The 22,421-nt window shown below is 71.1% G+C and carries 20 protein-coding genes, 1 tRNA gene and 1 pseudogene; 12 read left to right on the top strand and 10 right to left on the bottom strand.

What is annotated here, in order from left to right; all coding sequences use genetic code 11:
* Positions 1-302: 302 nt before the first annotated feature.
* The 6 genes from ACZ432_RS06680 (at position 303) to ACZ432_RS06655 (ending at position 6,449) form a co-directional block, all read left to right on the top strand.
* Positions 303-1,304 (top strand): PstS family phosphate ABC transporter substrate-binding protein, encoded by a 1,002-nt coding sequence (locus ACZ432_RS06680; RefSeq protein ID WP_426963756.1) that lies wholly within the window; start codon positions 303-305, stop codon positions 1,302-1,304.
* Positions 1,305-1,406: 102 nt separating this feature from the next.
* On the top strand, positions 1,407-2,381 hold the full coding sequence (pstC, locus tag ACZ432_RS06675; protein ID WP_426963757.1) for a phosphate ABC transporter permease subunit PstC: 975 nt from the start codon (positions 1,407-1,409) through the stop codon (positions 2,379-2,381).
* Positions 2,382-4,199 carry a phosphate ABC transporter permease PstA gene (gene pstA / locus ACZ432_RS06670; protein WP_426963758.1) on the top strand — a complete coding sequence of 606 codons (1,818 nt, stop codon included), beginning with the start codon at positions 2,382-2,384 and terminating at the stop codon, positions 4,197-4,199.
* Positions 4,200-4,341: 142 nt separating this feature from the next.
* On the top strand, positions 4,342-5,253 hold the full coding sequence (locus ACZ432_RS06665) for a decarboxylating 6-phosphogluconate dehydrogenase (protein ID WP_426963759.1): 912 nt from the start codon (positions 4,342-4,344) through the stop codon (positions 5,251-5,253).
* A gap of 140 nt (positions 5,254-5,393) precedes the next feature.
* Complete coding sequence (locus ACZ432_RS06660; RefSeq protein WP_426963760.1) at positions 5,394-5,945, top strand: DUF7342 family protein; 552 nt, start codon at positions 5,394-5,396, stop codon at positions 5,943-5,945.
* Between the two features lie 15 nt (positions 5,946-5,960).
* Positions 5,961-6,449, top strand: a complete 489-nt coding sequence (locus ACZ432_RS06655; RefSeq protein ID WP_426963762.1) for a hypothetical protein — start codon at positions 5,961-5,963, stop codon at positions 6,447-6,449.
* Positions 6,450-6,568: 119 nt separating this feature from the next.
* Here the strand turns inward: ACZ432_RS06655 and arcS are convergent, their stop codons facing one another.
* From arcS to ACZ432_RS06635, 4 genes are all read right to left on the bottom strand, one after another.
* Entirely contained in the window at positions 6,569-8,338 is a 1,770-nt protein-coding gene (gene arcS, locus ACZ432_RS06650) for an archaeosine synthase subunit alpha (RefSeq protein WP_426963763.1), read from the bottom strand.
* Between the two features lie 47 nt (positions 8,339-8,385).
* Entirely contained in the window at positions 8,386-9,867 is a 1,482-nt protein-coding gene (tgtA, locus tag ACZ432_RS06645) for a tRNA guanosine(15) transglycosylase TgtA (protein WP_426963764.1), read from the bottom strand.
* Positions 9,868-10,517: 650 nt separating this feature from the next.
* Complete coding sequence (locus ACZ432_RS06640; protein WP_426963765.1) at positions 10,518-10,865, bottom strand: nuclear transport factor 2 family protein; 348 nt, start codon at positions 10,863-10,865, stop codon at positions 10,518-10,520.
* 48 nt (positions 10,866-10,913) lie between these two features.
* Positions 10,914-11,336, bottom strand: coding sequence for a cupin domain-containing protein (locus ACZ432_RS06635; protein WP_426963767.1), 423 nt, complete (start codon positions 11,334-11,336; stop codon positions 10,914-10,916).
* A 130-nt stretch (positions 11,337-11,466) separates the two neighbouring features.
* On the opposite strand from ACZ432_RS06635, the gene ACZ432_RS06630 reads away from it, so the two are divergent.
* Positions 11,467-12,666, top strand: coding sequence for a M50 family metallopeptidase (locus ACZ432_RS06630; protein ID WP_426963768.1), 1,200 nt, complete (start codon positions 11,467-11,469; stop codon positions 12,664-12,666).
* Between the two features lie 27 nt (positions 12,667-12,693).
* Here ACZ432_RS06630 and ACZ432_RS06625 read toward each other — a convergent pair.
* From ACZ432_RS06625 to ACZ432_RS06610, 4 genes and pseudogenes are all read right to left on the bottom strand, one after another.
* A pseudogene (locus tag ACZ432_RS06625) lies at positions 12,694-14,417 on the bottom strand (HVO_2922 family protein).
* A gap of 97 nt (positions 14,418-14,514) precedes the next feature.
* Positions 14,515-14,587 (bottom strand) — tRNA-His (locus tag ACZ432_RS06620).
* Positions 14,588-14,985: 398 nt separating this feature from the next.
* Positions 14,986-15,150 (bottom strand): hypothetical protein, encoded by a 165-nt coding sequence (locus ACZ432_RS06615; protein ID WP_426963769.1) that lies wholly within the window; start codon positions 15,148-15,150, stop codon positions 14,986-14,988.
* A 50-nt stretch (positions 15,151-15,200) separates the two neighbouring features.
* Complete coding sequence (locus tag ACZ432_RS06610) at positions 15,201-16,235, bottom strand: succinylglutamate desuccinylase/aspartoacylase family protein (RefSeq protein ID WP_426963770.1); 1,035 nt, start codon at positions 16,233-16,235, stop codon at positions 15,201-15,203.
* Between the two features lie 134 nt (positions 16,236-16,369).
* On the opposite strand from ACZ432_RS06610, the gene ACZ432_RS06605 reads away from it, so the two are divergent.
* The gene (locus tag ACZ432_RS06605; RefSeq protein ID WP_426963771.1) at positions 16,370-16,876 is read left to right on the top strand and encodes a hypothetical protein; all 507 of its coding nucleotides are present in this window, start codon (positions 16,370-16,372) and stop codon (positions 16,874-16,876) included.
* Between the two features lie 60 nt (positions 16,877-16,936).
* Here ACZ432_RS06605 and ACZ432_RS06600 read toward each other — a convergent pair whose 3' ends face one another.
* Positions 16,937-17,896, bottom strand: coding sequence for a DUF5787 family protein (locus ACZ432_RS06600; RefSeq protein ID WP_426963772.1), 960 nt, complete (start codon positions 17,894-17,896; stop codon positions 16,937-16,939).
* A gap of 79 nt (positions 17,897-17,975) precedes the next feature.
* Between ACZ432_RS06600 and ACZ432_RS06595 the strand changes: the two genes are divergently transcribed.
* From ACZ432_RS06595 to ACZ432_RS06585, 3 genes are all read left to right on the top strand, one after another.
* Complete coding sequence (locus ACZ432_RS06595; protein WP_426963773.1) at positions 17,976-18,368, top strand: hypothetical protein; 393 nt, start codon at positions 17,976-17,978, stop codon at positions 18,366-18,368.
* Entirely contained in the window at positions 18,365-18,973 is a 609-nt protein-coding gene (locus tag ACZ432_RS06590) for an NUDIX hydrolase (protein ID WP_426963774.1), read from the top strand. The genes ACZ432_RS06595 and ACZ432_RS06590 overlap by 4 nt, the downstream gene beginning before the upstream one ends.
* A gap of 101 nt (positions 18,974-19,074) precedes the next feature.
* Positions 19,075-19,917 carry an NAD+ synthase gene (locus tag ACZ432_RS06585; RefSeq protein ID WP_426963775.1) on the top strand — a complete coding sequence of 281 codons (843 nt, stop codon included), beginning with the start codon at positions 19,075-19,077 and terminating at the stop codon, positions 19,915-19,917.
* A 31-nt stretch (positions 19,918-19,948) separates the two neighbouring features.
* On the opposite strand, the gene uppS is transcribed toward ACZ432_RS06585, so the two are convergent.
* Complete coding sequence (gene uppS / locus ACZ432_RS06580; protein WP_426963776.1) at positions 19,949-20,887, bottom strand: polyprenyl diphosphate synthase; 939 nt, start codon at positions 20,885-20,887, stop codon at positions 19,949-19,951.
* A 112-nt stretch (positions 20,888-20,999) separates the two neighbouring features.
* Here uppS and ACZ432_RS06575 point away from each other — a divergent pair, with 112 nt between their 5' ends.
* Positions 21,000-22,406: an APC family permease gene (locus ACZ432_RS06575; protein WP_426963777.1), complete on the top strand. Its 1,407-nt coding sequence runs from the start codon at positions 21,000-21,002 to the stop codon at positions 22,404-22,406.
* Positions 22,407-22,421 lie beyond the last annotated feature (15 nt).

Here is a 22,421-nt window from a genome sequence, read left to right as displayed (position 1 = left end):
CCTCCCGCGACCTAAACCCCGGCGCTCCGCCGGCCGCGGTCCCGTCCCGCGAGGAGGGATATATAGTCGAGAGGCGACACGTCAGAAGTGGTGGTCTTCGGTTCCATCAGAGATCGACTATCGAATGACAACAGTTCCCACAGAGCATCTGAATCCCTGAAACCTCGTTTTTCTGGCGTTTTGACGAATACCCCGTCCGTTCTGCATCTGTCTATATAGAGGATATAGGGATATATACTGGTCTGAACGGTCGGTAGCACTCATAGTAGCCTTCATACCCGAACCAGCGTTCGTTACGGGTGATGGTCGACAACACCGACGACACGAAGCGGACGTGGGGAACCCGGCGGAACTTCGTCGCGGCGGCCGGCGCGGCCGCGACCGCGGGGCTTGCGGGCTGTACGACCGAGGAAGACGGCAACGGCGGCGGGAACGACGGGCTCTCGGGCGACATCAACATCGCCGGGTCGAGCACGGTCTTCCCGCTGATGAGCGCCATCGCGGAGGACTTCGCGTCCGAACACGACGGGGTCAGCATCGACATCAGCTCGACCGGCTCCGGCGGCGGCTTCCAGAACCACTTCTGCGTCGGCGAGACCGACTTCAACAACGCGAGCCGCGAGATCGCCGAGGAGGAGGAGGAGCTGTGCGCCGACAACGGCGTGGAGTACATCGAACTGGTCGCGGCGACGGACGCGCTCACGGTCATCGTGAACAACGAGGCCGACTTCGTGGACTGTCTGACCGTCGAGGAGCTCGCGCAGATCTGGGAGTCAGACGCGGCCGAGACGTGGGACGAGGTCCGCGACGAGTTCCCGAACGAGGAGATCGAGCGCTACGGCGCGGCCGACACCTCCGGGACCTTCGACTACTTCGTCGAGAACGTGCAGGGCGAGGAGCGCGGCCACACCGACGACTACCAGGCGACCGAGCAGGACAACACCATCGTGCAGGGGGTCCAGGGCAGCGAGTACGCCATCGGCTACTTCGGCTTCTCGTACTACTACCAGAACCCCGACCAGGTGAAGGCGCTGGGCATCGACGACGGCGACGGCTGCGTCGAGCCGAGCCTGGAGACGGCCTCCTCGGGCGAGTACCAGCCGCTCTCGCGTAGCCTGTACACCTACCCCTCGGTCGAGTCGCTCGGGAACGACCACGTCGCGGAGTTCGCGCGCTACTTCCTCGAGCAGACGACCAACGAGGAGCTCGTCGCCGGCGACGTGGGCTACGTGCCGAGCACGCAGGAGACGAAGGAGCAGCAGATGGAAAAGCTTGAGTCTGCCATCGAAGAAGCAAACAACTGAGAGCCCCATGTGCCGACCGACGCACCGGCCGACGACGGACCCGGAGTCGACGCCGAGAACAGCCCCCTCGGGGCCCCGCCCACCCTCGCGGAGTGATCCCGCGTGAGCGGCGACGCGGACGCCCCCGACCTGTCGCGGGCGAGCGGCGCGAAGCGGGTCCGGGAGAGCGCCTACGGCGGCCTCTTTGCGGTGTGTGCCGTGCTCACGCTTTTGACCACGGTCGCCATCTTCGCCACGCTCCTATCCGACGCAGTGGTGTTCTTCTCGGAGGTACCGGTCGTCGACTTCCTGACCGGAGTGAACTGGTCGCCCAACCCGCGAGGCGGGTCGCTGGCGTTCGGCCTGATCCCGCTTCTGGTCGGGACGCTGGTGGTGACGATCACGGCCGCGTTCGTCGCGATCCCCATCGGCACGCTCACCGCCATCTACCTCAGCGAGTACGCAACCCCGCGCGTGCGGTCGATCCTGAAGCCGCTCCTCGAGGTCCTCGCCGGCGTTCCGACGGTCGTGTACGGCTACTTCGCGCTCGTCTACGTGACGCCGGCGCTGAAGGCGACGCTCTTCCCGGAGATCAGCACGTTCAACGCGCTGTCCGCCTCGCTGATGATCGGCATCATGACCATCCCGATGGTCTCGTCGATCAGCGAGGACGCCATGAGCGCGGTGCCCGACGAACTCCGACAGGCCGGCTACGGCCTCGGCGCGACGAAGTTCGAAGTCTCGACGGGCATCGTCGTCCCGGCGTCCATCTCGGGGATCGCCTCCTCGTACATCCTCGCCGTCTCGCGCGCCATCGGCGAGACGATGGTGGTCGTGGTCGCGATGGGCGCACAGGCGAACCTCCCGTCGGTCCGGACGGGGCTGATGGGCATCCCCTACGTCACCCCGGGCGACGTCCTGTTGGAACCGGGCATGACGATCACCGTCGCGATGGTCCAGATCGCCAACGGCGACCTCGTCGGCGGGTCGCTGCCGTACCGCTCGATGTTCGCACTCGGGTTCGCACTGTTCGTTCTCACCCTCATCATGAACGTTATCAGCGACCGGATCGCCAACCGCTATCGGGAGGAGTACTGAATGGCGACGAACGACACCGCGTCCGACGCGGGCGCCACCGACGACGCCGGCGGTCCCCGCAACGCGGCCGACGAGGTCGACTTCGGGGAGGTCAGCCGCATCAAGGGGATCGCTTTCGAGTACCTCTCGTTGGGCGCCTCCGTGGTCGGACTCGTCGCGCTCGCGGTGCTTCTGGTGTACGTCGCCGTCGACGCGTTCGACCTCGCGAACGCCAGTCCGGCGTGGCTCCTCACCTACTTCCTCGCGCTCGTGCTCCCGTACGTCGGCTTCTGTCTGTACGCCGCGAACGACCCCGATCTGACGCGGAAGGCGCTGGTCGCGCTCGGCGGCGGTCTCGTCGCTGTCGCGGCCGCGTTCACCGCCTTCGAGGCGCTCGTCGCCCCGATACCGCGGCTCTCGTGGCAACTCGGGTATCTGTTCGTCGTCGTCGCGCCCGTGGCGGCGATCCTCACGCTCGCGGCGAGTCGGGAGCCGGTCGGGGCGGTCGGGTTCGGGCTGATCGGCCGCGTGGTCGGCGGCGCGGCGCTCGGGCTGGTCATCGGCATCCTGTTTCTGGTGTTCGACGCCCGGCTCTGGTTCCTCGCGTACACGATCGGCGTGGTCCCCGGTGCGGCGCTGTACGGCCTCGGTCGGGTCCGTGACCGTCCCAGACTCGAGACGTTCGCGGTCCCCGTCGCCGTGGTCGGCGTCGTCCTCGCGGCGGCGCTCCGGCCCGTGATCGACACCTATCCGACGGACTTCCCGCTGTTCGTGTGGACGATCGCCGTCCCGCTGTCGGCGGCCGGCGCGCTGCTCGTCGCCCGCCGTGGTCGGCCCCGTGCCGCGGCCGCGGTCGGTCTCGGCTCGCTGGGTGCCGGGCTGGCGGCCGGCCTGGGCGCCGGGACGGTCGGCACCGCGCCGGAGACCGCCCTGCTCGTCACCGTCACCACCGCGGTTCCGACGCTCGCGTCCCTCGACCGCCGGATCGCGGCCGGTGAGGGGATCGCGGGGCTGGCCCTGCCGGCGCTGCTGGTCGGCGGGACGCTCGTCGGCGCCCTCATCGTCCAGACGCTCGGGCTCCCCGCGCCGGACCCGTGGCTCGACCCGGGCTACGTGACCGAGGCGCCCTCCCGGACGCCCGAGGACGCCGGCCTCTACCCGGCGATCGTCGGATCCGTCATCATCATCGCGCTGGTCGCGCTCCTGTCGTTCGCGCTCGGAGTGGGCACCGCGGTGTTCCTCGAGGAGTACACGGCCGAGACGGGCGCTATCGGTGTTCTCACCCGCCTGATCCAGGTCAACATCGCCAACCTCGCCGCCGTTCCCTCCGTCGTCTACGGACTGCTCGGGCTCGGGCTGTTCGCGAACCTGCTCGGATTCGGCTACGGGACCGCGGTGACGGCGTCGCTCACGCTGTCGCTGCTGATCCTCCCGATCACCGTCATCTCCGCACAGGAGGCGATCCGCGCGGTGCCGGACGAGCTCCGGCAGGGCTCGGACGCGATGGGCGCGACGCGGTGGCAGACGACGAAGAACGTCGTGCTCCCGGAGGCGCTGCCCGGAATCCTGACCGGGACCATCCTCGCGCTCGGACGCGCCATCGGCGAGACCGCGCCGCTCATCATGATCGGCGCCGCGACGACCGTGTTCAGCGCTCCCGACAGCCTGTTCAGTAAGCTCAGCGCGATGCCGATGCAGATCTACGCGTGGGCGAACTTCCCGCAGGCCGAGTTCCGGTACGGCGTCGTCGCGGCCGGCGTGGTGACGCTGTTGATCGTCCTCGTCACGATGAACGCGACCGCGATCGTCGTCCGCAACCGCTACGAGCGGAGCGGATAGGCGCCTCGGCCGGAGAAGCGCGGTCCGCGCGGGCGATTTCTGTCGGCGGTTTCGCGGGTGAAAGCGTCGAGTTCACGCCGGAGTCCTCCCGTCGCTCCCCCGAACCGGAACCACTACCTCGGGGCACGCCGACCGCTCGCGTATGCAACTGGGCGTCATCGGACTCGGCCGCATGGGCCAGATCGTGGTGAACCGCTCGCTCGACGCCGGCCACGAGGTCGTCGCGTTCGACCTCTCCGCGGAGGCGACCGCGGAGGCGGCCGAGCGGGGCGCGGACCCGGCCGACTCGGTCGAGGATCTGTGTGACCGACTGGACGAGGGGAGCGGCGATGACGGCAAGCGGATCTGGCTGATGGTCCCCGCGGGCGACCCCGTGGACGGGACGCTCGCGGATCTCGATCCGCACCTCACGGACGCGGACGTGGTCGTCGACGGCGGCAACTCCCACTTCGAGGAATCGGTCCGCCGCGCGGAGGCGACCGAGGCGGCGTACCTCGACTGCGGCACCTCCGGCGGCCCGGCCAGCGCCGAGGCGGGCTTCTCGCTGATGGTCGGCGGTCCCGAGTGGGCCTACGAGGCGATGACGCCCGTCTTCGACGCGGTCGCGACCGGCCCGGACGGCCACGACCGCATGGGCGCGTCCGGCGCGGGGCACTACGTGAAGATGGTCCACAACGGCGTCGAGTACGCGCTGATGCAGGCGTACGGCGAGGGGTTCGAACTGCTCCACGACGGCCGCTACGACCTCGACATGGAGTCGGTCGCGCGGACGTGGAACAACGGCGCGGTCATCCGGTCGTGGCTCCTCGAACTCTGCGAGGAGGCGTTCGCGGAGGAGGGATCCGACCTCGGCGACGTGGCCGACCACGTCGCGGGCGGCTCCACCGGCACCTGGACCGTCGAGGAGGCGCTCGAACAGGAGGTTCCCGTGCCGCTCATCTACCAGGCGCTCGCGGAGCGGTTCGACTCGCGGAACGACGGCCGCTTCTCGCGCCGGCTCGCGAACCGTCTGCGGTACGGCTTCGGGCGGCACGAGGTGGCGCGGCAGGGGTAGGCGTTGGCGACCGGCTAGCTTCCATCTGTATCCCCTTTCGACCTCCGGACGCCTCTACTCGCAGCTTTCTCTCGATTATGCAAGGGTCCACAAACATATATGCGAGTAGGACACCAACATCGTTCCAAGAGGTGCCACGCATGTCCGAACCCTCGGAAGATGGGGTCCGATCGTGGACCGAGTCGATGAGCGCCCGCGAACGCATTCGAGCGGTCGCCGAGACGCTCCGCGAACCGCGGTCGATCAACTGGGTCAGCGAGCAGGCCGACGCCGCCTGGAGCACGACCAACGAGGAGCTCCAATCCCTCGTCGAGCAGGGCCAGTTGCGCCGCGTCGAAGCCGGCGAGACGACGCGCTACCAGCCGGACTACACGCGACTGCTCTTCGAGGAGATCCGCACGCTCATCGAGGAGAACACGCGCGAGGATCTCCGGAGCGAACTGGCGGCGATCACCGAGGAGATCGAGGAATGGCAGGCGACCTACGACGTCGAGACGTGGGAGGAGCTCGAACAGTCGCTCGCCGACGGGGACCTCGCGAGTGCCGAGCTTCGCGACCGCCGCGACGTCATCGCGTTCTGGCGCGAGAACGAGGCGGATCGTCGCCTCATCAAGCACGCGCTGGAACTCTACTCCGACGTCGAAGCCGCTCGCGAACGACTGACCGACGTGGCTGACCGGGCCACGAGCTAATCCTCCGCTCTCACGATGATCTTCCTCGCCGGTCGCGACCGCTATACGCAGCGGACCCTTCTCCGCGACGTCCACGACCGATTGACGAGGCAGGCCGGGTGTGAGACGGTGCAGTATCGCCCGTCCCGACGGCGGCCCCGGTACGTCATCGCGGATGTCGATCCGACGACGTTCCTGAGTGACGCGTACGACGCGGCGGCCGCACGACTGGAGATCCGCTTCTGGTACCCCGCCGGCGTCGACCACGAGTACTACCGCATCAACTGGGTCGAGCCGGACCGAAACCTGATGCTCGGGTTCCACCAGGACGCCGACCATCCGGATCTCGGGCCCTGCCACGTCCAACTCAACTACGACGACACGCCGGTCGATCGGCACAGCGCGGCGTTTCTCGATGAGCATCCACTCGCGGTCCTCGATGACCGACTTCAGCAGTTGCCAGCGCTGGCAGAGGCGGTTCGCTGGGACAACGGGACGCCCTCGCTTCCGACCTGGCCAGTCTAGATGGTGGCTCGGATTAGCGAACGCGGCGGACTGGCTCCGAACGAACCGTCAGGTTTCGGAGAACTCGACGAGCGGCGAACGACTCCCGCCCTCTCAGAAATTCCGCCGACCGCGCTCCCCTACTTCTCCTCGGAGTGCCGGATCTCGACCGCGATGCCGCGCGAGGAGTCGACCATTTCGGGGCCGCTCATGGACGCGCGGCCGACCGCGAACGCCTTCGGGCCCTCGACGACGACCTCGTCGCCGGGCCTGATGTCGTCGCTCGCGTCGAGGACGCCGGGCGCGAGCACCGAGCCGCGGGGGACGAAGCCGTCGATCTCGACGCGCTTGGTGGGGGCGTCGCTCTCCACCCAGCGCTTCCCGCCCGCGAGCGTGAACGAGAGGACGCCGTACTGCGGGACCATGGTGGCGAGTTGGGTGCCGTCGTCGCCGACGCCGTCGGTCCACGACTGGAGCTTGGGGTAGCGGCCGGTCGTCCGCAGGTCCGCGGGGAACAGCGCGTCGCCGGCGCCGTCGCCGAGCTGGTAGTCCGCCATCGCGCGGACGGTGGCGTGCTCGCGCTCGCGCTTGCGGTAGGCCTCCTCGCCCTGCAGCGCGGCGTTGAGCTCGCCGAGCGACTCGTCCGTCGTGGGGTGGTCGACGCAGGTGTACTCGAAGGGGGTGTCCACTTCGGCGGCGACGCGCTCGCAGATCTCGCGGTAGCCGTCCTCCGGGACGTGCGCGATCACGCGCGGGTAGTCGTTGCGCTCGAGGTAGCGCCGGAGCACCTCCGCGACGAACTCGATCTCGTCGCCGGACCAGTCGCCCGTGACGACGCTGTCGTAGTGCTGGGCGGGGTAGGTCGTCTCCAGCTCCTGCGGGACGACGCCGATGGGCGAGGTCATGGAGGCGACGTGGCCGCGCCACTGGATGGCGTCGTGGAACTGGCGGTGGCTCTGGGAGTCGGAGTAGGGCTTCGTCGCCGAGCAGGGGACCAGCACGAGCGGGTGGTCCGTCAGCCGGCTGCGGTAGCGGCTGGTGACGCGGTCCGCGAAGCGCTGGATCTCGACGCGCGAGAGGGTGTCCTCCGTCGCGGCCGTCAGCTCCGAATCGCGGATGAGCGGCGTCCGCTCCTCCAGGTACGCCCACTGGTCGTCCAGCCGGCGCATCGTCGCGGTGAGCCACTGGTCGTGGCGGGCCTGTCCCTCGACGTAGTCGCGGAGCCGCCCCTCGCGGATCCGGTGTCTGATCCGGCGCAGTTCGGCCTTCAGGGCGTTGACGTTGTGCGCGGCGCAGTCGGCGCGGTCGAACGCCTCCCGCGGCGTCGCACAGGCCGGACAGGCACAGGGGAGTCCCTCGAGGTCTTCCAGGAAGTACTCGCCCTCGTCGGTGAGGTACATCCCCTCCAGTCCCCTCGCGCGGGCCTTCGTCGCGTCCAGCAGGTCGACGCCCGCGTAGACGAGCGTCGCGGCGTTGCGCGGCGTGGCGACGCCGGACAGAAAGACGGCGGTGTCGGTGGGGAGCGTCTCGCGCACGTCGACGATCGCCTCGACGAACGCCGCGGCGTGGCCGACGAACCCCTCGGCGTCCGAGAGGAGGTAGGCGTCGGCGCCCACGTCGCGGGCGTCGTCCGCGGCCACGACCGCGGCGCTGGGGTAGTCCACGTCCGGGCCGTCGACCCGGAACGACTCCTTGACGGGGTCGCGGGTGCCGGCGGGGAACGCGCGATGCGGGAGGACGGTCAGCGCGTCGTCGTCGCCGTCGGGAACCTCCTGCTCGGCGGCCCAGAGGCTGCCCGCGTCCGCGAGGAAGGGGTCCGCGAGCGCCGGCGTCGTCACCGGGTCCGCGAGGCGCAACTCGCCCAGTCGGGCGGCGCCGTCGCGCTCGTGGACCTCGAAGTGGTCGGTCATACCCGTTCTCGACGGCGGACGGTCAATTGCGTTGCGTTCGCGCTTCGCTATCGGTGCAACTCGGCGAGGTTCTCCAGCGTCACCGCGTCCGGGACGGCCGCGAGCGCGCGCTCGTCCCAGTCGTCGTGGGCGAGGGTCACGTCGGCCTCGGGATTGGCGGCGACGAGTCGGGCGACGCCCGCCGCGGCCGCGCGCTGGAGGTCCGGGTCGGCGCGCTCGGGCACGGTCGCGGTGAGGGGATACGTCTCCGAGAGCGCCGCGGGCGCGGGGCCGAACGGCGGCCACACCCGCCACGCCTCGTCGAAGTCGTGGTCCGAGGGCGCCTTCGATTGCGTGAGCAGCAGGCTGTCGGGGACCGGCAGGCGTTCGATCCGGTCGTGGTAGCGCGCGACCTCGGGCCGGCGGGCCGACTCCCGCGAGAGGTAGAAGAAGCTCCCCTTCGAGACGGGGTCGTGGGCCTCCACCTGCTCGGCGTGGTCCAGAAGGGTCCGATAGCCGTCGAGCATCCTGGGGTGCCCGCGAGCGCGGCGCTCCACGAGCTCCATGAGGTTCCCCGACGCGATGGCCTGCTTGATCCGCCGCATCTCCTCGAAGGTGACGTGGAGGTTGTGCTCGGCGAGCAGGCGCTCCGTCTCGTCGTCGGGCGCGCCGCGGACGTCAGCGGGCGTGTGCTCGGCACAGACCGGACACGAGCAGGGGAAGTGGCGGAGCTCCTCCAGCTGCTCGGTACCGGAGACGGTGAGGTACCGGCCGTCACGGGCCATCAGCGCGTACGCCGCGGAGTCGAACAGGTCGCAGCCACAGGCGACCGCCAGCGCCAGCATCATCGGGTGGCCGGCGCCGAACAGGTGGACCGGCGCGGCGGGGCCCAGCCCGCGCTTCGCGCCCAGCACGGCCTCGACCATGTCCGCGTAGCGGTAGCCGTTCATCATCGGCACGACCGCGCCGACCGGGAACACGTCCAGGTCGGTCGCGGCCGCGTGGCTGCCCGCCTCCTCGCGCAGGTCGGGATACGTCGACCCCTGCACGGGCGCGTTGACCAGCATCTCGCCGGTGTCGACCGTCTCCGCCTCCGCGAGCGCGTCCTTCGTCTCCGCCAGGTCCGAGACGGCGGTCTCGCGGTCGACGTCCGGCGGCGTGGGGATGTCGACGGGCGTCCCGATGTCGGAGCCGATGGCGCGCTGGAACTCGAGGATCTCCTCGGTCGTCACGTCGATGTCGCCGTACTCCGCCAGCTGGAAGGAGCCGGAGTCGGTCATGATCGCGCCGTCGAAGCCGAGCAGCTCGTGGAGCCCCTCCTCCAGCGCACGCTCGCGAACGCGGTCGGTGTTCCTGATGATGTAGGAGTTGGTGATGAGGATCTCCGCGCCGAACTCCTCGCGGAGCCGCCGCGGTTCGATCGTGAGCACGTTCGGGTTGACGACGGGCAGGAGGGCGGGCGTCTCGACGGTCTGGTCCGCCCGCGGGACCTCCAGCCGGCCGAGCCGGCCCATCCCGTCGTGGTTCCGGACTTCGAACTGCTCGCGCATGGACGCAGTCGGTGAGGGGCGGCGGTAAGGATTGCGTTCGGGCGTGGACGGGGTTGGGGAGGTTTCCGTCTCGGTTGCTGGCTCTTTGGACGGCGATTGTTCTGTCTCAGTTGCGGATCCTGCTGATCGGGACGGCAACACCCAGAACGCCCCAGCCGGCTCTCCCGACGACGCGTTTTCTGTGTCTGCTACTGATCCTGCTGTTCGGGACAGCAACATCCAGAAAGCCCCAGCCGGCTCTCTGGACGACGTTTCTGTTTCTGTCGTAGCTCCTGCCGATCTGGACAGCACCACCCAGAAAGCCCCAGCTGGCTCGACCGGCCGCGGCACGCTCTGCGCTCCTCGCTCCCCGCACAGCTCGCTGCGGTGCTTGAGGCGCCGGGGCCGGGTCGAGCCGGCTGCCCCTTTCAGTCCCACCTCGCCCCGCTCCGCACCGTAGGCCTCGCACCTCCCCAACCTCGGCCGCGGGCCGGCCGCGAAACCGCAGCGCGGGACAACCCGCGTCCCGCTGGCCTCCAGCGTGCAGTAGCGCGCTGGAGACACCGCAGGCGGCCGGCCCGCGACCTCCCTCGCGCGCGTTTCTCGCGCGCGCCGACCGCCAGGTACGTGCTGTACAGCAGCGCTTCCGGTCTCGAAGGGTTGCACAACCGTCAGTCGTCGAGCGTCTCGGTGTACGTCTCCAGCGCCGCGACCGCGCCGTCCTCGAAGCCGAACACGTCGACGAAGGCGAACAGGTCCTCGCCGTCGGGGCCGCGGAGCCGCCCCCGTACCGCGACGCCGATCCCCTCGGGGTAGACGCCGTCGACCGCGTGCGTGGTGTCGGTCATCGGACGCTCGTCGCGCATGAACCGGACGAAGGCGCTTCGCCCCTCGAGGGTCCGGTCCGGCCGGTAGTGGACGAACTCCGGGCGAAGCAGGGCCGCGAGGCGGTCGTAGTCGCCGGCGTCGATGGCGTCGTAGTACGCCCGTGCCTTCGCCTCGGCGTCGGCCGGGGTCACGGTCGCGCCCCGCGCGTCCTCGTCTCCCCCGTCATCGCGGTCCCCCGATCACTCCTCCACGAGTTCGATGGCGTCGTCGCCGTGGGGCACCGTACAGAGGAACGCGGCCCGCGTCGTGCCGTCGTTCTCGTACCAGTGCTCGACGCCCGCGGGGATCAGCAGGGAGTCGCCCGGGCCGACGCGGTGCTCCTCGTCGCCGATACCCACCACGTAGTCGCCCGCCAGCACGTACTGGATGTGCTCGACCTCGTTGGTGTGGCGCGGGACGGTGCCGTCCGGTTCGATCAGGAACTTCCGGAGCGCGAAGTTCGGCGCGCCGTGCTCCTCGCCGATCAGGACGCCCTTCCCCATGCCGTCGGCCGCGCCGACCACTTCGTACTCGATCTCGCCGTCGCGTCGGATGACGGGTTCCGGTGCCGCGCCGCCGTCGGTGTCGCCGTCGGGGTCGGTGTCGCCGTCGGTGTCGCTCATACCTCCCCTCGCGGCCGGCGGGACTTATAAGGCCGGTTCGCCGGTCCGCGGCGCGTCGGGGAACGGTTTTTCGGCCGGCCGCGGCACCGCTCGCCCCGCCTTTATCAGCGCGGCCCGCCAATGGCGAGGCATGCGAGGTATCACGATCGGGCGCCTGTTCGGCATTCCGATCAAGCTCAACTGGACGTTCCTGCTTGTGTTGCCGCTGTTCGCGTACCTGATCGGCTCGGACGTGGCGGCCATCGCGACGGTCGTCAACGAGACGATGGGCGCGGGGATCGACGTCGCGTCGCTGGAGGCGGGGACGACCCCGTGGCTGATCGGGCTCGCGTCCGCGCTGGGGCTGTTCGCGGGCGTGCTCGTCCACGAGTTCGGTCACTCGCTGGTGGCGATACGCTACGGCTACGCCATCGACTCCATCACGCTCTGGCTCCTCGGCGGGATGGCCAACTTCGCCGAACTCCCCGAGGACTGGAAACAGGAGTTCTGGATCGCGGTCGCCGGTCCGATCACCAGCATCGGCGTCGGCGTGGTCTGTTACGGGCTGTTCCTCGCGACGCCCGCGGGCCTCGACCCGCTGCTTCTCGTGTTCGGCTATCTCGCCGTCCTGAACGTGGTGCTCGCCGTCTTCAACATGCTGCCGGCGTTCCCGATGGACGGCGGCCGCGTGCTCCGCGCGCTGCTCGCGCGCGGCAAGCCGCACGCGAAGGCGACCCAGCAGGCCGCGGAGGTCGGCAAGGTGTTCGCGTTCCTGCTCGGCATCATCGGGCTGTTCTCGAACCTGTTCCTGGTGCTTCTGGCCTTCTTCATCTACATCGCGGCCTCCGGCGAGGCCCAGCAGACGACGCTGAAGGCGGCCTTCCAGGACGTGCAGGTCGCGGACGTGATGACGCCCCGCGAGGACCTGGACGTGGTCTCCGAGGAGACGACCGTCGCGGAGCTGGTCGACCGGATGTTCCGCGAGCGCCACACCGGCTACCCGGTGCTGGACGGCGACGACCTCGTCGGCCTCGTCACGCTCGAGGACGCCCGCGAGGTCCGCGAGGTGGAGCGGGACGCCTACGAGGTGGCCGAGATCATGGAGCGGGACATCAAGAGCGTCACGCCCGACACCGACGCGATGGAGGCGCTCCGACTGCTTCAGGAGCACGGCGTGGGGCGCCTGCCGGTCATCGACGCGAACGGCAACCTCGTCGGACTCGTCTCGCGGACGGACCTGATGACCGCGTTCAACGTGATCCAGACCGGCGGTCGCCCGGCGTCGCTCCGGCAGCGCGTGCTTCCGAGCGAGGGCGCCGCCGGCTCCGACGACGCCGGGCCGCTGCGGTGAGGCGCGCGCCGACGAGCAGCGCCGCGGTCAGTCCTCCGTCTCCTCCTGGTCGGCGCCGGGCGCGTTGCGCTTGACGCCGTCGACCGCGTCCTCCGCGGCCGACCGCGAGGCGTACCCCTCGCCCGAGTCCGCGAGGATGTTGCCGTTGCGGTGGCGGAGCCGCCAGCGCCATTCGCCGCCCTGGTCCTCGTACACCTCGAAGGCGGCGTCCTCGACGTCGAGCACGTCGGCCTCGGGCGCGTAGTCGCGGACGCGGTCGACCGCCTCGCGCGCGCCGCGCTCGTCGGCGTAGCCCTGCCCGGAGTCGGCGATGATGTTCCCGTTCTCGTGTCGGAGCCGCCAGCGGTACTTCCCGCGCTTGTCCTCGAAGACCTCAAACGTTGCACTCATGGAACGTGTTACCGTGTCTCGATACTCACATAAAGGTGTGCGCCGGGGTCGGGAAACCGGTCGACGGACCGGCCGCCTCAGACGTTCTCGACGTCGGCGTCGGGCGCGTTCGACCGGACGCTGTCGAGTCCCTGTCGGGCCTTCGAGCGCGAGGAGTAGCCCTCGCCGGAGTCCGCCAGCACGTTGCCGTTCTCGTGGACGAGCCGCCAGCGGTGGTCGCCGGCCGCGTCGCGGTAGATCTCGAAGGCTGCGGGGTCGATCCGGAGGTAGTCGGCGCCCGCGACGTGCTCGCGGACGCGGGCGGTCGCGCGCTTCGCGTTCGACTTCGAGGCGTACCCCTCGCCGGAGTCACCGATGACGTTGCCGTTCTCGTGGCGGAGCCGCCAGCGCCAGCCCCCCTCGGCGTCCTCGAACAGTTCGAAGGTGGCCCGGCTCGCCACGTCCTCGTCCTCCGTGGGGACCGCCACGTCGGGGTCGTCCGCGTCAGCGGGCACCGGCTCCGCGTCCGCCTCGCCGGACTCGACAGCGCCGTCCTCCTCAGCGTCGGACGCATCCTCCTGGCCCTCGTCGGGCTCGATCCGGAGCACGCCCGCGCCGAACGCGTTCCGCATCACGCTGTGCATCCCCTGCTGGGCCTTCTGTCGGCTGCTGTATCCCTGCCCGGAGTCGGCGATGACGTTGCCGTTGCGGTGGCGCAGCCGCCAGCGCGTCTCGCCCGCGCGGTCCTCGTAGAGCTCGAAGCGCGCGCGGCTGGTCCGGAGCGTCTCCAGCTCGGCGCTGGCGGCGGCCAGCTCCTCTTCCAACTCGCGGACGCGCGTCTGCGTCTCCTCCAGCTCCGCGGCCGTTTCGTCGAGCTCCGCGGCGGTCTCCTCCATCTCCGCGGCGGTGCCGGCCGACTCCTCGCGGAGCGTCTCGACCTCCTCGTACACCGGGTCGGTGACCATCGGGACGACCGCGCCGGCCAGTCCGATCAGGACGATGCCGGCGGCGTAGAGCGCGTTGACCACGCCGTTGCCGCCGCTTCGCGACCATCCGTCCGGGAAGACGACGAGGAAGTAGACGACCGCGAGCGCGGTCAACAGCGTTCCGAGCGCCGCGAGCGTCGTCGCCGACCGGCGCAGCGGGAACCGGACGACCGCCCCGAGCATCGCAAGCGGCGGCGAGAGCGCGACCAGCGCGTACCCGAGCGCCCGAACGCCCGTTCGCGGCTCCGTCAGGGCGAAGACGATCACGCCGAGGGCGCCACACAGCACCCCCAGCGCGAACAGCCAGTAGCCGCGGACCTCGTCGTCGGTCCGCGCGGTCCCGATGCGGTCCTCGTACAGTTCGGCGAGCGTTCCGGATGGTTTGGCATCAGACATGTGGGATAGGATCGACTTGTGGCTACTTACCTATATGGGTGGGTCACGTGTCAAAAATCAAAAACGCCGCGCCTAAGCGGCCGATCGCTCGGAGAAGGTCCGGGTGCGAGAATCGAACCCGCGTCTCAGCCTCCACAAGGCTGAAGGATAGTCCACTACCCTAACCCGGACGCGCATTTCTGCGTACCGCGCTGTGACGGATATACGTTACGAATCGGGGGGCGCGTGCGAAGCGCGACCACGGGACGGGCGGGTGGTCGGCGGCGCCGCTCCGAGTGACGATGGACGAAAGGACAGACGGCCGCCCCGGGCGGGGGTCGGGGCGGCTGGGGGACGCGCCGCCGCGGTCGCGGGCGAGCGCGGTCGCGAATGGGCGCGTCCGGTGGGGAACGGGTGATGCCCACGGCGTTCCCCGGCGGCCGACGTGCGTCGGCCGAGTGCGGGACGCGGAGACCGTCCCGCAGCCGGCGACTATCGACGCCGGCGTCCCGAACGGCAGCAGCCACGCGGCGTTCGGGAGCGGGCCGCGGCCGGACCGACGGAGACGGTCGGCCGGGCCCGAAGGTGGTCAGTCGTGTGTGAGCGTCCGCGCGTTCCGACCACCCCCTCCCCGGACGTACGGCTCGTCACGCTGCACGCGGCGCTCGGCGGGACGGCACCGCTCGGACGGCCCGACAGGGTGAACGTCGACGCGCTCGACGACGGGGCGTCGCCGATCGACCGTGGTGTTCACACTGGTTTAGGTGGGCCTAATCTACATAAGCGTTTCTGTTTTTGGTCGCCCTAAACGCTACCGGCCGCGCGCTCCAGCACCTCGGCGACGCCGACGAGGGTACCGCCCGCGGTGACGGTCGCCTCGCGGGCGACCGAGTAGGCGATCCCCGCGCGGTCGGTGCGAGCGACCTGCAGCGTCTCGTAGGTCGTGGGGTCGTACAGCGTCCCCACGCGCTCGTCCGCGGCGACCGCGTCGCCGGTGGAGAGGTCCTCGCGGGGGACGAACAGCCCCGAGTCGGCCGCCCGGACGCGCCCGAGGTGGTTCTTCGCGACCGTTCCGGACCATTCGGCCGCCTCGCCCGCGAGCACGCCGGCGTGTCGCAGCGCGCTGAGGGTTCCCGCGACTCCCACCTCGACCGCGTCCTCGACGACCTCCCGGCTGTGGGCGAGTTCGGGCGTTATCGTGGGGATCCCCTCGCGGGTGGCGGCGACGCGGAGTTTGCCCCCGAAGTCGCGCTCGGCCCACTCCGTGTCGGCGTCGTCGCCCGCGGCCTCCGCGAGCAGGAGGTCCGTGCCGAACGCCTCCGCGAGCGCCCGACACTCCTCGTCGCCGCGCATGTAGACGGTGTGGGTCAGCATCGTCGGCGAGCCGGTGTGGAGGTCGACGATGGCGTCCGCCCCGCCCGCGTACGCCCACAGCTTCGCGGCCATGCGCTCGTGGATCGTCCCGTCGGCGTCGCCCGGCCAGCATCGGTTCATGTTCCCGTTGACGGAGTCGAGCGCCTCCGGCGTCGTGTAGGAGACGCGGTCGAACGTCAGCGGGTCCGCGACCGGCACGGCGACCAGCGTTCCGGAGAACTCGTCCCCCGCCTCACCGCCGACGAGGCGCTCGTGGAGTCGGCGGAGCACTTCAGCGCCGTTCACCTCGCGGCCGTGCTGGGCCGCCTGCGCGTAGACGATCGGACCGTCGGCGTCCGCGATCCGGGTGGGGTCGGTCGCGTCCTCGCCGTGCTCCGCGACCGCCTCGCCGTAGACGTGAACCGTCGTGCGGATCGGGACCCCGGAGGGAAGCCGCGCGAGCGTGAGCTCCTGTGCGGTGTGCATGTCCGGGGCCTCGGCCCGCCCGGCCTTATAAGACCGGCTCGCGGCGAGAGGGCGACCTCCGGACGCCGCGGCGCGAGGAAGCCGACGACCCCGTCCCGCGGGGGTTAAGCCGCGGAGGATCCTACTCCGGGGCGATGCTCGACAGCTACCGGGGCGCCCTCGGGGCGATCCCCTACGCGCTGTTCGCGAGCCGGTCGTGGCTCTTCCGGGTCTACGTCCTCGTCGGGACGGCCGCGGCGGCGCTGATCGCCGTCGTGATGACGCTCGCGCTCGTCGTGGAGATGGGCAACACCGAGGACCTGACGACCGGCGGGCTCGCGTCGTTCACGCGCACGCTGTTCGTCCTCGCGGGCTTTCTGACGGCCGGGCCGCTGCTGGCGCCGACGCTTCTGGTCGCCAGGCGCCACCGCCGCGAGGAGTCGGTCGACGACCGCTACGACGCCGCGCTCGCGCTCGCCGGGTTCGGCTTCCTCGCGTCGATCTACCTCGCGCTGCTGATCTCCGCGCCCGCCGAGCTACGCGAACCGACGACCTCCGCCGTCGTCGGCGCGCTCTATGCGGCCCCCTCCGCGCTCGCGGTCGTCCCGCCGCTCCTCGCCGCGACGGCCATCGCGGCGGTCCACCGGCGGCTTCACGACTGACCGATCCGGCGCGACCGACGGGCCGCCATCACGCGTCGCGCCGCCCGTGCCCGGCTGCCGTCACTCGCCGAACCGCCCCAGCCCCGCCTGTCGTCGCGGCCCGACGCCGTCGGGGTCCGCGACCCACGCGCTCCGGGCGTCACGGAGCGCCGCGAGGTCCGCGTCCGGTCCCTCGTCCGCCTCGAACGCCGGACAGCCCTCGCCGCACTCGCCGCCCGGGTGGACCACGCGGTCGAAGTGCTCGCACCGGGGGCGGCCGTCCGCGGTGACCGCGGCCCGGGCGCACGCCGGCGGCGCCGGCCGCCACCCCTTGCCGTATGCGCGCTCGGCGATCCGACGGCGCTTGCGGGCCTTCGCCGCGGCGTCGACGAGCGCCACGTCGGTCCGGAGGCCGCGCTCCTCGCGGATCTCCACGCCCGGCTCGGTCGGGTCAAGCGGCGTGGCCTCCCGGACCACCTCGCGCTCGCCCGTCTCGGGATCGAAGCGCCAGACGCCGACCGAGTCGGGGATCCGGTTGAGGTGCGCGCGGGTGACGTAGGAGGCGGTCGCGAGCACCACCTCGTCGAACAGGCCGAGCGCGACGTCGAAGCGCAACTGCGCCTCCAGGTCGCCCGGCCGGCCGAGGTCGGGTTTGTTCTCGACCGCGGTCAGCGACCCGACCCAGTCGCCGGGGTAGCGCGCGGTCGCGCGGACGCAGTCGACCCCGTCGCGCCGCTCGCGCTCGAGGTAGCCCGCCTCGACCGCCGCGTCCACGATCCCCGCCGCGCGTCCGGGGTCCGTCTCGAAGGCGTCGCGGACCGGGACCGCCGTGCCGGGACCGACGGGCGCCTCGACCGCCGCGGGCGGGATCGTGTCGGACGCGACGGCGGCGCGCTCGTCGAACCCCGGCCCGGGCTCCAGCAGGCAGACGTCGACGACGCGGGACCCGGGCGCGGCGACCGCGGCGCCGAGCTGGCGCGCGACGACGCGGTCCGGCGACTCCAGGGCCGCACACAGCGCCAGTTCGAACCGGTACTCCACGAATGGGGGACGGGCGCGAACCGGCTAAAGCGCGTCGGCGTTGCGAAACCCGTATTCGCCCGTCGGCCCAAGCGGTGCCATGCGCCGGGTCACGCGGAACCTGATCGTCGTCATCGCGCTGGTCGTCGTCGGTCTGCTCGCGCTCGGGGCGCTGCCGGGGTACCTCGGCACCGGCGAGCCCTATCACCTCGTCGTCGAACCGACCGACGAGGAGGGGCCGGCGGTCAACGTCACGGACGTCTCCGAGCGCCGCTACCCCTACCTCACGGGCGCGCTCGCGAGCGAGGACGGCCGCTCGGAGGGGTACCAGACCGGCCCCTACGGGCTGAAGGAGTCGTTCACGCACACGCCCTTCGACGAGGTCGACGCGCTCTCACAGCGCGTGCCCGAGGCGGTCGTCGCGGAGGGCCGCGTCCGGATCGAGTACGAGGGGAACCGCTATTACGCGACCGTGCGGCGGGAGTCCGCATGAGCGACGACCGCGACAGGACCGCAGACCTCCGCGACCACCCCGCGTTCGCGGACGGGCGGAAGCACTCGCTGCCGGGCGCGCCGGAGTGGCCCGTCGAGGAGGTCGCCGTCGAGTACGAGACCGGCTGGATCACCGCGGGCTACGACCGCGTCGAGCAGCCGGACGGCAGCCTGAAGGACTACTACTGGGCGGAGCTGCCGCCGGCGACCGTCGTGGTCGCGGTGGCCGAAGGGGAGGTGCTGTTCGTCGAGCAGTACCGGCCGACGGTCCGGGAGACTCACCTCGAACTCCCCGCGGGCATCGTCGAGCGGGGGGAGTCGTTCACCGCCGCGGCCGAGCGCGAGCTGGCCGAGGAGACCGGCTTCGCGCCCGGGTCGACGAGCCTGCTGCAGGAGACGTGGTGTTCGACCGGCGCGCTCAGACACAAGCGCGGGTACGTCTTCGCGGCGGACCTGGAGCCGGTCGAGCGCGCGCTCGACACGAACGAGTTCCTGATCCCGCGGACGGTGCCGGTCGAGGAGGCGGTCGAGGTCGCCCGCGAGCCGCCGACGAACGACGCCACCCTCGAGGGGCTGCTGTTGGCCGAACACGAGGGGCTGCTGTAGGCGCGTCGTGGCGCCACGAGAACCGCCCAGAACCGGACGTTCGTCCACGTCCGACCGGCCGGCGAGTGCTTATTAGTCGCCCCGCGCCGAACCGTCGCCCGATGACTCAGCGCTCGGACAAGTCGGTGCTGCTGTCGGCGGAGCCGCCGCTCGACCTGCGGCTCTCGGAGGAGGAACTGGCGGCGACCCGCGACCGGATCGTCTCGTTCATCGCGGAGACGGTCGACGCCGCGGGCGCCGAGGGCGCGGTGCTCGGGCTCTCGGGCGGGATCGACTCCACGCTCACCGCCTACCTCGCGGTCGAGGCGCTCGGCGAGGAGGCGCTCCACGGGATCACGATGCCCTCGGAGGTGAACGACCCGGACGTGATGAGCGACGCGGAGCGCGTCGCCGCGAACCTCGGCATCGAGTACGACGTGATCGAGATCGGTCCCATCGCGGACGGGTTCTTCGAGGCCGTCCCGGAGGCGGCCGCCGACCGCACCGCGAAGGGGAACGTCTTCGTCCGCACGCGGGCGGTGCTCAACTACTTCGTCGCCAACGCCGAGGACCGGATCGTCCTCGGCACGGGCAACCGCTCGGAGGCGATGACGGGCTACTTCACGAAGTACGGCGACCAGGCGGTCGACTGCAACCCCATCGGCAACCTCTACAAGATGCAGGTGCGCCAGCTGGCCGCCCACGTTGGCGTCCCCCACGACCTGGTGATGCAGACCCCGACCGCGGGGATGTGGACCGGCCAGACCGACGAGGCGGAGCTGGGGATCGACTACGACACGCTGGACGCGATCCTCGCGTGCCACGTCGACGGCCCGCTCTCGCGGGCGGCCACCGCCCGCGAACTCGGCGTCGAGCCGGCGCAGGTCGACGCGGTCGTCGAGCAGGTGCAGTCGACCGCCCACAAGCGCGCGATGCCGCCGGCTCCGGCGTCGACGCGGTTCTGAGGGCGACGACCGATCCTCGAAGGCGTGGGGGTCAGTCGACCGTCTCCTCGCTCGCGGCGTCGTGGCGCGCCACCTCGTCGGCCAGCCGGTCGGCCGCGCCGCTCGGGAGCTGCTCGCGGAGCCGCCCCGCGACCGACCGGGCCTCCGAGAGCTCCGCCTCCGCGACCGCGCGCACCAGCGCGACCGCCCGGTCCGTGCGCGCGCGCTGCCACGACTCCTCGCGCGACTCGTAGGTGCGGACCGCCCGCAGGAAGTCGATCCGCGAGAACTCCGGCCAGTAGGGGGCACAGAAGAACACCGCGGCCTCGTTGCCGTTGGCGTGCCACGGCAGGAAGTTGGAGGTGCGCTCGTCGCCGCCGGTCCGGACGATCAGGTCCACGTCCCGGACCGGGCGGCGGTAGAGCCGGTCCTCGACCTCCGCCAGGTCCACGGCCGCGGGGTCGAGGTCGCCCGCCGCCACGTCGCTCGCCACGTCCCGGGCGGCACACAGCAGCTCGTTCCGGCCGCCGTACGCGAGCGCGACGTTGAGCCGGAACTCGTCGTACCCCGCTGTTCGCTCCTCGGCGTACGCGACCGCCTCGCGCACGCGGTCGGGGAGTCGGTCCACGTCGCCGATGGCGCGGATGCAGACCTCCCGCTCGTGGACGCGGTCGGCGTCCGCGAACTCGCGGAGCTTGTCCTCCAGCAAGTCGAACAGCGGCTCCAGCTCCTCGTCAGGGCGGTCGAAGTTCTCCGTCGAGAAGGCGTACAGCGTCAGCTCGGCCACCTCGAGGTCGGCACACCAGTCCAGCACCTGCTCGGTGGTGGAGGCGCCGGCGCGGTGGCCCTCCGGCGCGTCCTCGCCCTGCTCGCGGGCGTACCGCCGGTTGCCGTCCTGGATGATCGCGACGTGCGTGGGAGTCTCGCCGATCTCTCGCCGCAGCAGCCGCTCGTAGGCGCGCTCGAAGCCGCCGCGGAGCCGGGAGAGCATACGTCCGCTCGAAGACGCGCGGTCAGGATAGGCCTTGTGTGTCACGCGGTCGCGTGTGCCGATGCCGGGCCGCCACCGGACTTTTGGCCGCCCGCGGCGACCCTGCGAACGCATGGGCGGCGACGATCTCGGGCTGACCGAGGCGGTGTCGATCGCGCTCGGCGGGATGATCGGCGGCGGCATCTACGCGGTCCTCGGCGTCGTCGCGGGGATCACGCGGGCGGCGTGGGTCGCGTTTCTCGCGGCCGGCGTCGTCTCGCTGTGTGCCGGCTACTCGTACACCCGCCTCAACGCGATGACGGACAACAGCGGCGGCTCGGTGACGTTCGTCCAGTGCTACCTCGGCAACTCCGACCTGGCGGGGATGCTCGGCTGGACGCTGCTGTTCGGCTACGTCGGGTCGATGGCGATGTACGCGTTCGCGTTCGGCGAGTTCGCGGTGTCGTTCGTGGGCGTCCCCGTCTCGGTCGGCGGCGTCCCCGCGCGCCCCGTCGTCTCCGTGCTCGCCGTTGCCGGATTCGTCGCGCTCAACCTCGCCGGCGCGCGCACGTCGGGGAGCGCGGAGAACCTCCTCGTGGCGGCGAAGGTGGCGATACTCCTCGCGTTCGGCGCCCTCGGCGTCGCCTACGCGCTCGGCGCCGCGCCGCGCACCGGGCTCGCCTTCGGGGTCGGCGAGCTCTCGAGCGTCGGTCCGGTGGTGGCGGCCGCGGTCTCGTTCGTCGCGTTCCAGGGGTGGCAGCTGCTGTTCTACGACCAGGAGTCGATCGCCGACGCGGAGCGGACCATCCGGCGGGCGGTGTTCGTCGCGATCCCCGCCGCGGTGCTCGTCTACGTCCTCGTCGCGGTCGTCACGGTGAGCCTCGCGCCGGGCGCGCTGGAGAGCCACCCGCACCTCGCGCTCAAGGACGCCGCGCGGACGATGCTGACCCCCTACGGCCTCGGCGCGCTCGGCGGGACGGTGCTGGCGCTGTCGGCGCTGTTCTCCACCGGCAGCGCGATCAACGCGACGATGTTCTCCTCGGCGCACCTCGCGAAGGGGATGCTCGACGACGACCTGCTGCCGGACCGCGTGGGCGACGGCGACGCGAACGGCGCGCCGGAGCGGACGCTGGCCCTCCTGGGCGCGGTGACCGCCGCGTTCACCGCGGTCGGCAGCCTCAACGCGATCACGTCGTTCGCGTCGCTGTCGTTCATCGTCGTGTTCGGCGCGATGAGCCTGCTCTGTCTCCGCGAGCGGGACCACGAGTCGGTCCACCCGGCCCCGCCCGCGGTCGGCGCGCTCGGCGCCGGGCTGTTCCTCCCGCTGATGGCGAACAACCTGCGGACCCGCGAGCCCGAGACGTTCTCGGCCGTCCTCGTGCTGGTCGTTCTCGTCGTCGGCGTGGAGCTGCTCTACTTCAAACACGAGGCGCTCGAGCGGCGGGTGGTTCCGATCGAGTCCGAGCGGATCGACGACGCCCTCGACGGCGCGCTCGACGACGCCATCGAGGAGTTCGCCGAGCGGTCCGACGAGGAGTAGCCCACCGAACCGGCC

The organism is Haloparvum alkalitolerans, from assembly GCF_055381565.1.
Note: the sequence above shows the minus strand (reverse complement) of the source record. Positions and strands in the feature narration are given on the sequence as shown.

What these genes read in the sequence shown, in the direction of transcription:
- ACZ432_RS06680 (WP_426963756.1), top strand. Translation starts at nt 303, where the DNA reads ATGGTCGACAACACCGACGACACGAAGCGGACGTGGGGAACCCGGCGG.
- pstA (WP_426963758.1), top strand. Translation starts at nt 2,382, where the DNA reads ATGGCGACGAACGACACCGCGTCCGACGCGGGCGCCACCGACGACGCC.
- ACZ432_RS06665 (WP_426963759.1), top strand. Translation starts at nt 4,342, where the DNA reads ATGCAACTGGGCGTCATCGGACTCGGCCGCATGGGCCAGATCGTGGTG.
- ACZ432_RS06660 (WP_426963760.1), top strand. Translation starts at nt 5,394, where the DNA reads ATGTCCGAACCCTCGGAAGATGGGGTCCGATCGTGGACCGAGTCGATG.
- ACZ432_RS06655 (WP_426963762.1), top strand. Translation starts at nt 5,961, where the DNA reads ATGATCTTCCTCGCCGGTCGCGACCGCTATACGCAGCGGACCCTTCTC.
- arcS (WP_426963763.1), bottom strand. Translation starts at nt 8,338, where the DNA reads ATGACCGACCACTTCGAGGTCCACGAGCGCGACGGCGCCGCCCGACTG.
- tgtA (WP_426963764.1), bottom strand. Translation starts at nt 9,867, where the DNA reads ATGCGCGAGCAGTTCGAAGTCCGGAACCACGACGGGATGGGCCGGCTC.
- ACZ432_RS06635 (WP_426963767.1), bottom strand. Translation starts at nt 11,336, where the DNA reads ATGAGCGACACCGACGGCGACACCGACCCCGACGGCGACACCGACGGC.
- ACZ432_RS06630 (WP_426963768.1), top strand. Translation starts at nt 11,467, where the DNA reads ATGCGAGGTATCACGATCGGGCGCCTGTTCGGCATTCCGATCAAGCTC.
- ACZ432_RS06610 (WP_426963770.1), bottom strand. Translation starts at nt 16,235, where the DNA reads ATGCACACCGCACAGGAGCTCACGCTCGCGCGGCTTCCCTCCGGGGTC.
- ACZ432_RS06605 (WP_426963771.1), top strand. Translation starts at nt 16,370, where the DNA reads ATGCTCGACAGCTACCGGGGCGCCCTCGGGGCGATCCCCTACGCGCTG.
- ACZ432_RS06595 (WP_426963773.1), top strand. Translation starts at nt 17,976, where the DNA reads ATGCGCCGGGTCACGCGGAACCTGATCGTCGTCATCGCGCTGGTCGTC.
- ACZ432_RS06590 (WP_426963774.1), top strand. Translation starts at nt 18,365, where the DNA reads ATGAGCGACGACCGCGACAGGACCGCAGACCTCCGCGACCACCCCGCG.
- ACZ432_RS06585 (WP_426963775.1), top strand. Translation starts at nt 19,075, where the DNA reads ATGACTCAGCGCTCGGACAAGTCGGTGCTGCTGTCGGCGGAGCCGCCG.
- uppS (WP_426963776.1), bottom strand. Translation starts at nt 20,887, where the DNA reads ATGCTCTCCCGGCTCCGCGGCGGCTTCGAGCGCGCCTACGAGCGGCTG.
- ACZ432_RS06575 (WP_426963777.1), top strand. Translation starts at nt 21,000, where the DNA reads ATGGGCGGCGACGATCTCGGGCTGACCGAGGCGGTGTCGATCGCGCTC.